Below are 350 nucleotides of genomic sequence, written 5' to 3' on the forward strand. Positions count from 1 at the left end.
TCCAAGCATCGCGAGGTCGAGCTGCTGTTGCAGATAGGCGAATATCAGGCCGGCGGTAACCCGCTTGCCGACGAGGCGATTCGCAAGATCGACGCGATCCGCGCCTTCTTCAATCAGGCGACACACGAATTCGCCGCGCCGCAGGAATCCGAGGCGCGGCTCTTCCAACTGGCGAACGACTGACCCGATGAGCGCGCCGCAAAGTCCGGAGACGACACGTCCAACTGATTGCGGGTTTTCCGAAGGGGCCGAATTTGTCTGCGAGCCCCACCGGGAATGGCTTTCGGAGCTGGCGAGGGGGGAGCGGTTAAAGTGAGGGCTTTGCGGATGCGAAAATGGCTGCGAACCAT

The 350-nt window shown here is 61.4% G+C and carries 1 pseudogene; it reads left to right on the forward strand.

The window, feature by feature from the left end:
* A pseudogene (locus tag EVC45_RS45245) lies at window positions 1–183 on the forward strand (EscN/YscN/HrcN family type III secretion system ATPase); the annotation flags it as partial.
* Window positions 184–350: the final 167 nt, after the last annotated feature.

It is taken from the genome of Paraburkholderia sp. UYCP14C (assembly GCF_004197395.1).
Classification (GTDB): domain Bacteria; phylum Pseudomonadota; class Gammaproteobacteria; order Burkholderiales; family Burkholderiaceae; genus Paraburkholderia.